Genomic DNA, 9045 nt, shown 5'->3' with positions numbered 1-9045 from the left:
ATATGGAAGTCGCTTAGCTTTATTCCGCCATAGCTCAGTTGGTAGTAGCGCATGACTGTTAATCATGATGTCGTAGGTTCGAGTCCTACTGGCGGAGTAGTTAATTAAAGGAGGTTTTAGCCTCTTTTTTGTTATGTAATTAATAATCTATCTCGCACCTAATGACGCGAGATATTTCAGATCTTTATCATTTGTCAACTGTAGTCGGTTGAAGAAAAGTTAAGAACGAGAAAGGACACATTTCGTCCTTTCTTTTTTGATATTTAGAGCGATGAAAATCCGTTTTTTGAAGTTTTCAAAGTTCCGAAATCCAAAGGCATTTCGCTTGATAAGTTTAATGAGATTATTAGTTGCTTCTAATTTGGCGTTAGAATAGGGTAGTTGAAGGGCACTATTTCAGTCTGAGCCTAGAAATTCGAAAGTGAAGCTGTTTAGCCAAGTCATAATAAGGGATAAACATATCCATTGTAATGATTTTGACGAGACATCGAACAGAACTCTCATACTTAAGAAAATGATTTCGGATGATAGCTTGTATTCTACTCTCAAGAACAGTTATGATATTGAGGTTTTCAAAATCTTGCGTAATAAAGCTCATCTTAATCTCTCGATTGAAACAGTCACTCCCCTGACTGTTTCAACGTCCTAAGAAATAATCTCAGGAAGACGAGAAAAATCATGTTTAAAGTGGAAGTCATTAAGCTTGCGAATGACAGTTGAAGTGGAAATGGAAAGCTGATGAGTAATGTCAGTCATAGAAGTCTTTTCAATCAACTTTTGAGCAATCTTTTGGTTGATAATACGAGGAATTTGATGATTTTTCTTGACGATAGAAGTTTCAGACACCATCATTTTCGGGCACTGATAGCACTTAAAACGACGCTTTCTAAGTAGAATTTTGGTAGGTATACCAGTTGTTTCAAGGTAAGGAATTTTCGATGGTTTTTGAAAATCATATTTCTTCATTTAACTTCCGCAATCAGGGCAAGATGGGGCGTCGTAGTCCAGTTTAGCGATGATTTCCTTATGTGTATCCCTATTATGATATCCATAATTTAGAAATTAGGTTCTGTAAGGTCTAGTAATTTTGTGATAAAGTGTAATTCTTCCATACGATTCTTTCTAAAGATGTTTTGGTGGCAAATCTTATGGAATTTTTTCTACAACAAAATAGGCTCCATAAGATCCATATGGGATTTACCGACTACAAATACTATAGTTACTTTTCTTTTTAATAATTATTAAGTGCTTTATTTCTATTCAATCACTTCATAGTTCTGACTCAAGTTCGTTGAAGAACTCTTGAGAAATATTTATTACTATTGAAACAAAACAGGATAATTTATTCAATCATTTATATGAAATTTTTTATTTTTAGGGATTTAATAGTTTGTTTTTGATGTAAGATATTTGTTTCTATTCTGTCAATTTTTCCTATTTTTTATCTTGTTGAGGTTGTTATTTTAACAATTCAGGAATTGATAGTGAATGTGTAAAATTTTTTGTTAGAATAAGTTCATAAAAAAGAAGAGGAGTATATATTTATGCTACAAAAAATTTATGAGCAGATGGCGGATTTTTATAGAAATATTGAAGAAGAGTATGGTACTGTATTTGGTGATAATTTTGATTGGGAACATTTTCATTTTAAATTTTTGATTTATTATTTAGTTCGATATGGAATTGGGTGTCGTAGGGATTTTATCGTTTATCATTATCGTGTTGCTTATCGTTTGTATCTTGAAAAGATGATAATGAATCGAGGTTTTATTTCTTGTTGAGGTAATTTTAGTAAATTTCCGAACAAACTTACTTTTTCATGGCAATATAACAATAAATAGCTGGTAATTTTTCTAAATCATTTTTTAATAGTTGGAAATAGCAAATCTTTCTATTGTTTCTTCTTGATAAAAAGGCGATTTTTTCTTATAATAAATTGTAAGATATAATTGCGGGTGAGATTCCTGCCATGTATGTGAGAAAGGAAGAGCCTGAGGGCTCAGACAAGATTATGACTTCAGTTGTTGTTGTAGGTACCCAATGGGGTGATGAAGGTAAAGGGAAGATTACGGACTTCCTTTCAGCGAATGCAGAAGTGATTGCACGTTACCAAGGTGGCGATAATGCAGGTCACACGATTGTGATTGATGGTAAGAAGTTTAAATTGCACTTGATTCCATCTGGGATTTTCTTCCCTGAAAAAATCTCTGTTATCGGGAATGGTATGGTTGTAAATCCTAAATCTCTTGTAAAAGAGTTGAACTATCTTCATGAGGAAGGTGTAACAACTGATAATTTGCGTATTTCTGATCGTGCGCATGTTATTTTGCCTTATCATATCGAGTTAGACCGTTTGCAAGAAGAAGCTAAGGGCGACAATAAGATTGGTACTACAATCAAGGGAATTGGTCCAGCTTATATGGACAAGGCTGCTCGTGTGGGAATTCGTATCGCAGATCTTTTGGATAAAGACATTTTCCGTGAGCGTTTAGAACGTAACCTTGCTGAAAAGAATCGTCTTTTTGAAAAATTGTATGATAGTAAAGCGATTGCTTTCGATGATATTTTTGAAGAGTATTACGAATATGGTCAACAAATCAAGAAATATGTGACAGATACATCTGTCATCTTGAATGATGCGCTTGATAACGGTAAACGCGTCCTTTTTGAAGGTGCCCAAGGTGTTATGCTAGATATCGACCAAGGTACTTATCCATTTGTTACGTCATCAAACCCTGTGGCTGGTGGTGTGACCATTGGTTCTGGTGTTGGTCCAAGTAAGATTGACAAGGTTGTAGGTGTATGTAAGGCTTATACGAGTCGTGTAGGAGACGGTCCTTTCCCAACTGAGTTGTTTGATGAAGTGGGAGAACGTATCCGTGAAGTAGGTCATGAATATGGTACAACAACTGGTCGTCCACGTCGAGTGGGTTGGTTTGACTCAGTAGTGATGCGTCATAGCCGCCGTGTTTCTGGTATCACTAACCTTTCATTGAACTCTATCGATGTTTTGAGTGGTTTAGATACAGTAAAAATCTGTGTGGCCTATGATCTTGATGGTCAACGTATTGACTACTATCCAGCTAGTCTTGAGCAATTGAAACGTTGCAAGCCTATTTATGAAGAGTTGCCAGGTTGGTCAGAAGATATCACTGGAGTTCGTAATTTGGAAGAGCTTCCTGAGAATGCGCGTAACTATGTTCGTCGTGTGAGCGAATTGGTTGGCGTTCGTATTTCTACTTTCTCAGTAGGTCCTGGTCGTGAACAAACAAATATTTTAGAAAGTGTTTGGTCGTAAGAGATTTTTAAGATTTGTTTAAGATAGGTCGGGTATACTATAGACAGTTACAAGAAGACCTCCTAACTTGTTGTAACAAATATCCTAAACTTTTCTTTTTCATAATAATCTCCCTATAGAGTCACCGCATTCGGTGGCTTTTTTTGTGTTGGGATTCATGATATAATAATAAAATCGATAAGTAGGAAAAGAGAAAAGAGATGGATTATACGCTTGAAGAAAAAGAAATCTTTATGAGGGAGGCTTTGAGAGAGGCTGAGATTGCTCTTGAACACGATGAAATTCCAATTGGTTGTGTGATTGTCAAGGACGGAGAAATCATTGGTCGTGGGCATAATGCGCGTGAGGAACTGCAGCGAGCGGTTATGCATGCGGAAATTATGGCTATAGAGAATGCGAATCTGAGTGAGGAGAGCTGGCGCTTGCTGGATTGCACGCTTTTTGTGACCATTGAGCCTTGTGTCATGTGTAGTGGGGCAATTGGACTTGCCCGCATTCCAAACGTGGTCTATGGAGCTAAAAACCAGAAATTTGGCGCTGCTGGGAGTTTGTACGATATTTTGACAGATGAGCGTCTTAACCATCGTGTGGAGGTTGAAACGGGAATTTTGGAAGATGAATGCGCAGCTATTATGCAGGACTTTTTCCGAAATCGACGGAAAAAATAATTTTGCTTTTAAAATGAATAGGAATGTGATATAATAGATAGTGGAGCAACAGTTCTGCGTGAAGCGGGTCAGGGGAGGAATCCAGCAGCCCTAAGCGATTTGAATTGTGTGCTCTTTTTTTCGTGCTTTTTTCGAATAAATAAGATAGAATAATCTAGAATAAATGATAATAGAAAAGAGAAGATGATGAAAATTCGTGGTTTTGAATTGGTTTCGACTTTTACAGATGAAAATTTATTGCCCAAGCGTGAGACGGCGCATGCGGCTGGTTATGATTTAAAGGTTGCTGTGCGTACAGTTATTGCACCAGGAGAGATTGTCTTGGTTCCGACAGGGGTTAAGGCTTATATGCAACCGACAGAAGTGCTTTATCTCTATGATCGTTCTTCAAATCCTCGTAAGAAGGGCTTGGTCTTGATTAACTCGGTTGGGGTCATTGATGGGGATTATTATGGAAATCCTGGGAATGAAGGGCATATTTTTGCTCAGATGAAGAATATTACAGATCAAGAGGTTGTTCTTGAAGTTGGAGAACGTGTGGTCCAGGCTGTCTTTGCTCCTTTCTTAATTGCAGATGGAGATGCGGCTGATGGCGTTAGAACTGGTGGATTTGGATCGACAGGGCACTAGGATGAAGATTATCTTTGTACGTCACGGGGAGCCAGACTACCGTGAGTTAGAGGAGCGTTCTTATACGGGATTTGGGATAGATTTGGCCCCCTTGTCTGAGAAGGGACGGCAGCAAGCTCAGGAACTGAGCACCAATCCTTTACTCCCTTCAGCTGAAATAATCATATCTTCTGCAGTCACAAGAGCTTTAGAAACGGCTTCTTATGTGGTTTGTGCTACGGGTCTTCCTTTAAGAGTAGAGCCTTTGTTACATGAATGGCAGGTCTATGAAAGTGGCACAGATAATTTTGAAAAAGCTCGTACTATGTTTCTAGAAAATAAGGGGGAGTTACTTCCCAATAGTCCTATTCAGTATGAGACAGCTGCGGAGATGAAGTCTCGTTTTCTAGAATGCATGGCTAAATATCGAGATTATCAGACCGTGATAGTGGTGACCCACAACATGCTCATGCGCCAGTTTGTGCCAAATGAGAAGATTGATTGTTGCCAAGTGATTGAGTGTGAGTTAGAGATATAGAAAGAGGTTTATCATCGCAAAGAAAAAAGCGACATTTGTATGTCAAAATTGTGGGTATAATTCCCCTAAATATCTGGGACGTTGCCCCAACTGTGGGTCTTGGTCTTCTTTTGTAGAAGAGGTTGAGGTTGCCGAAGTAAAGAATGCACGTGTGTCCTTGACAGGTGAGAAAACCAAGCCCATGAAACTATCTGAGGTGACTTCCATCAATTTCAATCGAACCAAGACGGAGATGGAGGAATTCAACCGTGTACTTGGGGGAGGAGTGGTACCAGGAAGTCTTGTCCTCATTGGTGGGGATCCTGGAATCGGAAAATCAACCCTTCTTTTACAAGTCTCAACCCAGCTGTCTCAATTAGGGACTGTTCTCTATGTCAGTGGGGAGGAGTCTGCCCAGCAGATTAAGCTACGAGCAGAGCGCTTGGGTGATATTGATAGCGAGTTTTATCTTTATGCAGAGACCAATATGCAGAGTGTTCGTGCTGAGGTGGAGCGCATCCAGCCAGACTTTCTCATTATTGACTCTATCCAGACCATTATGTCTCCTGAGATTTCAGGGGTGCAGGGGTCTGTTTCTCAGGTGCGTGAGGTGACGGCTGAGCTCATGCAACTGGCCAAAACTAATAACATTGCCATCTTTATTGTAGGGCATGTGACCAAGGAAGGAACCTTAGCTGGCCCTCGTATGTTGGAGCATATGGTGGATACGGTGCTTTACTTTGAAGGGGAGCGTCACCATACCTTCCGTATTCTGAGAGCGGTCAAAAACCGTTTTGGTTCAACAAATGAGATTGGGATTTTTGAAATGCAGTCGGGCGGTTTGGTTGAGGTACTCAATCCGAGTCAAGTTTTCCTAGAAGAACGTTTAGATGGAGCAACGGGTTCGTCCATCGTTGTGACCATGGAAGGGACGCGTCCAATTTTAGCAGAGGTTCAGGCTTTGGTGACACCGACCATGTTTGGAAATGCCAAGCGTACGACGACAGGACTTGATTTTAATCGTGCTAGCTTGATTATGGCTGTTTTGGAAAAACGGGCCGGTCTTCTCTTGCAAAATCAGGACGCCTATCTCAAATCTGCTGGTGGTGTCAAATTGGATGAACCTGCGATTGACTTAGCCGTTGCTGTTGCCATTGCTTCGAGTTACAAGGACAAGCCAACCAATCCTCAGGAATGTTTTGTAGGAGAACTTGGTTTGACAGGAGAGATTCGGCGCGTGAATCGTATCGAGCAACGCATCAATGAAGCTGCTAAACTTGGATTTACAAAAATCTATGTACCTAAGAATTCCTTGACAGGAATCACTCCGCCTAAGGAAATACAGGTCATTGGGGTGACAACGATTCAGGAGGTTTTGAAAAAGGTCTTTGCATAATCCGTGACAAATCCTCTTAAAAATGATAAGATAGGAGAAATATTTGACCATCAAATTTTCGAGGAGGGAATCATGTCGTATTTTGAACAGTTTATGCAAGCCAATCAGGCTTATGTTGCCCTACATGGGCAGTTAAATCTGCCACTTAAACCCAAAACAAGAGTTGCCATTGTGACCTGTATGGACTCACGTTTGCACGTTGCGCAAGCTCTGGGCTTGGCACTTGGGGATGCTCACATCTTGCGGAATGCAGGTGGTCGAGTGACTGAGGACATGATTCGTTCGCTAGTTATTTCCCAGCAACAGATGGGGACAAGAGAGATTGTGGTGCTGCACCATACAGACTGTGGTGCTCAGACTTTTGAAAATGGTCCTTTTCAGGAGTATCTGAAAGAAGAACTGGGTGTCGACGTGTCAGACCAGGACTTTTTGCCCTTCCAAGATATAGAGGAGAGTGTGCGTGAGGACATGCAAGCCCTTATCGAGTCTCCTCTAATACCAGATGATGTCATTATTTCTGGTGCCATTTACGATGTGGATACAGGAAGTATGACAGTCGTAGAATTATAAATACTTCATTTAGAAAGAAAGTGTATGAAGAAAAACAGTATTTTATTTATTTTTATCTTATTGCTATGTATTGGTTTACAGTATGAAACCATCTACTATACGGATGGTTCGATGTCAGGTGCGGAATATGGACTAATGGGAGTTTCTATCTTTCTAGCTCTCTTTTACATGATTCCGTCTCTTTATTTCCTTTTCCGTATTGGGAAAAAATGGGAATTGCCAAAGAACTCCTTGATCTTGTCCTTATTGGGTGGGATGTTCCTTTCAGGCTGGTTGTCTAGCTTTGCGAATACCTATATCCATGATTTACTGGGTGCTCTTTTCCCAGATAGTGCATTTTTAAATGCCTTTGAAAGTGCTATTGTGGCTCCTTTGGTAGAAGAACCCTTGAAATTGTTTCCACTTGTCTTTGTTTTGGCTTTGATTCCTGTGCGAAAGTTAAAATCTTTGTTTTTACTTGGGATTGCTTCTGGTTTGGGATTCCAAATGATTGAGGATATTGGCTATATTCGTACGGATTTGCCAGAGGGCTTTGACTTTACCATTTCGAGAATTTTAGAGCGCATCATCTCAGGAATTGCCTCTCACTGGACTTTTTCAGGTCTGGCTGTAGTAGGTGTTTACTTGCTTTACAGAGCCTATAAAGGGCAGAAGGTTGGCAAGAAACAGGGGCTTATTTTCCTAGGTTTAGCCTTGGGAACTCACTTCCTGTTTAACTCTCCTTTTGTGGAGTTGGAGACAGAGTTGCCTTTAGCGATTCCAGTGGTTACAGCCATTACTCTCTATGGTTTTTACCAGGCTTATCGCTTTGTTGAGAAGCACAATGAGTTGATGAACTAGAATATTTTTCAAAAGAATGATGCAAGGGGACAAATATGGTGCCCTTCTTTTATTTTTGATTGAAAAATAGTGTAAAAAGCGCTACAATGGTAGATGGAAAAATCTTGTGAAAAGCACAAGCGATACATATATACCGGAGGAAATCATGTCTTTTTCTGATTTAAAGCTGTTTGCCCTTTCTTCTAATAAAGAATTGGCAGAACGTGTGGCGCAGGAGATTGGGATAGAGTTGGGGAAATCAAGTGTTCGCCAATTTTCAGATGGAGAGATTCAGGTCAACATCGAAGAATCAATCCGTGGGAAACACGTCTTTATCCTACAATCAACTAGTTCGCCTGTAAATGACAATCTGCTTGAAATTTTGATTATGGTGGATGCTTTGAAGCGTGCGAGTGCAGAATCTGTCAATGTTGTCATGCCTTACTATGGGTATGCACGTCAGGATAGAAAGGCGAGAGCGCGTGAGCCAATCACTTCAAAACTTGTCGCAAATATGCTTGAAGTAGCTGGAGTAGATCGCTTATTGACAATCGACTTGCATGCTGCGCAGATTCAAGGATTCTTTGATATTCCTGTGGATCACTTGATGGGCGCTCCTCTGATTGCGGATTATTTTGAGCGTCGCGGTATGGTTGGTTCTGACTATGTGGTTGTCAGCCCAGACCATGGAGGTGTGACTCGTGCTCGTAAATTGGCAGAATTTTTGAAAACATCTATCGCTATCATTGACAAACGTCGTAGCGTTGATAAGATGAATACCAGTGAAGTTATGAACATCATCGGTAAGGTTGAAGGCAAGACTTGTATCTTGATTGATGATATGATTGATACTGCTGGAACGATTTGTCATGCGGCAGATGCCCTTGCGGAAGCTGGTGCTGTTGAAGTCTATGCGAGCTGTACGCACCCAGTTCTTTCTGGTCCTGCTATGGACAATATCCAAAAATCAGCTATCGAGAAATTGGTTGTTTTGGATACTATCTATCTCCCAGAAGAGCGTTTGATCGATAAGATTGAGCAAATTTCAATCGCTCATCTCCTAGGGGATGCTATTGTACGTATCCATGAAAAACGCCCACTTTCTCCACTTTTCAGTATTGAGAAAAAGATTTAATGACCAAGCCTGAGATAATTCTCAGGTTTTTTT

Annotated in this window: 9 protein-coding genes, 1 tRNA gene, 1 other RNA gene and 1 pseudogene; 11 read left to right on the top strand and 1 reads right to left on the bottom strand. The window is 40.1% G+C overall.

What is annotated here, in order from left to right; genetic code table 11:
- Window positions 1-23 precede the first annotated feature (23 nt).
- Window positions 24-97, top strand: a tRNA-Asn gene (locus HT718_RS04270).
- 122 nt (window positions 98-219) lie between these two features.
- Here the strand turns inward: HT718_RS04270 and HT718_RS04265 are convergent.
- Window positions 220-1052, bottom strand: a pseudogene (locus HT718_RS04265) (transposase).
- A gap of 492 nt (window positions 1053-1544) precedes the next feature.
- On the opposite strand from HT718_RS04265, the gene comW reads away from it, so the two are divergent.
- The 10 genes from comW (at window position 1545) to HT718_RS04215 (ending at window position 9012) form a co-directional block, all read left to right on the top strand.
- Window positions 1545-1781 carry a sigma(X)-activator ComW gene (gene comW, locus HT718_RS04260; RefSeq protein WP_000939542.1) on the top strand — a complete coding sequence of 79 codons (237 nt, stop codon included), beginning with the start codon at window positions 1545-1547 and terminating at the stop codon, window positions 1779-1781.
- A 230-nt stretch (window positions 1782-2011) separates the two neighbouring features.
- On the top strand, window positions 2012-3298 hold the full coding sequence (locus HT718_RS04255; RefSeq protein ID WP_101782716.1) for an adenylosuccinate synthase: 1287 nt from the start codon (window positions 2012-2014) through the stop codon (window positions 3296-3298).
- A gap of 200 nt (window positions 3299-3498) precedes the next feature.
- Window positions 3499-3966 (top strand): tRNA adenosine(34) deaminase TadA, encoded by a 468-nt coding sequence (gene tadA, locus HT718_RS04250; protein ID WP_173267510.1) that lies wholly within the window; start codon window positions 3499-3501, stop codon window positions 3964-3966.
- 32 nt (window positions 3967-3998) lie between these two features.
- An RNA gene (ffs, locus tag HT718_RS04245) (signal recognition particle sRNA small type) lies at window positions 3999-4096 on the top strand.
- A gap of 56 nt (window positions 4097-4152) precedes the next feature.
- Window positions 4153-4596, top strand: coding sequence for a dUTP diphosphatase (locus tag HT718_RS04240; protein ID WP_000702002.1), 444 nt, complete (start codon window positions 4153-4155; stop codon window positions 4594-4596).
- Window positions 4556-5113 (top strand): histidine phosphatase family protein, encoded by a 558-nt coding sequence (locus HT718_RS04235; RefSeq protein ID WP_173267508.1) that lies wholly within the window; start codon window positions 4556-4558, stop codon window positions 5111-5113. The genes HT718_RS04240 and HT718_RS04235 overlap by 41 nt, the downstream gene beginning before the upstream one ends.
- A gap of 10 nt (window positions 5114-5123) precedes the next feature.
- Complete coding sequence (gene radA, locus HT718_RS04230; protein WP_173267514.1) at window positions 5124-6488, top strand: DNA repair protein RadA; 1365 nt, start codon at window positions 5124-5126, stop codon at window positions 6486-6488.
- Window positions 6489-6560: 72 nt separating this feature from the next.
- Window positions 6561-7058 carry a carbonic anhydrase gene (locus HT718_RS04225; RefSeq protein WP_000119802.1) on the top strand — a complete coding sequence of 166 codons (498 nt, stop codon included), beginning with the start codon at window positions 6561-6563 and terminating at the stop codon, window positions 7056-7058.
- A gap of 24 nt (window positions 7059-7082) precedes the next feature.
- Entirely contained in the window at window positions 7083-7898 is an 816-nt protein-coding gene (locus HT718_RS04220) for a PrsW family glutamic-type intramembrane protease (RefSeq protein WP_173267506.1), read from the top strand.
- A gap of 145 nt (window positions 7899-8043) precedes the next feature.
- A complete protein-coding gene (locus HT718_RS04215; RefSeq protein ID WP_173267504.1) occupies window positions 8044-9012 on the top strand; it encodes a ribose-phosphate diphosphokinase in 969 nt (322 codons plus the stop codon).
- Window positions 9013-9045 lie beyond the last annotated feature (33 nt).

The sequence above is a fragment of the Streptococcus sp. 714 genome (genome assembly GCF_013277115.1).
GTDB lineage: Bacteria > Bacillota > Bacilli > Lactobacillales > Streptococcaceae > Streptococcus.
This window is presented reverse-complemented; position numbering and strand designations above follow the sequence as displayed.

Coding starts and splice junctions, on each gene's coding strand:
- comW (WP_000939542.1), top strand. CDS start 1,545: ATGCTACAAAAAATTTATGAGCAGATGGCGGATTTTTATAGAAATATT.
- HT718_RS04255 (WP_101782716.1), top strand. CDS start 2,012: ATGACTTCAGTTGTTGTTGTAGGTACCCAATGGGGTGATGAAGGTAAA.
- tadA (WP_173267510.1), top strand. CDS start 3,499: ATGGATTATACGCTTGAAGAAAAAGAAATCTTTATGAGGGAGGCTTTG.
- HT718_RS04240 (WP_000702002.1), top strand. CDS start 4,153: ATGAAAATTCGTGGTTTTGAATTGGTTTCGACTTTTACAGATGAAAAT.
- HT718_RS04235 (WP_173267508.1), top strand. CDS start 4,556: ATGGCGTTAGAACTGGTGGATTTGGATCGACAGGGCACTAGGATGAAG.
- HT718_RS04225 (WP_000119802.1), top strand. CDS start 6,561: ATGTCGTATTTTGAACAGTTTATGCAAGCCAATCAGGCTTATGTTGCC.
- HT718_RS04220 (WP_173267506.1), top strand. CDS start 7,083: ATGAAGAAAAACAGTATTTTATTTATTTTTATCTTATTGCTATGTATT.
- HT718_RS04215 (WP_173267504.1), top strand. CDS start 8,044: ATGTCTTTTTCTGATTTAAAGCTGTTTGCCCTTTCTTCTAATAAAGAA.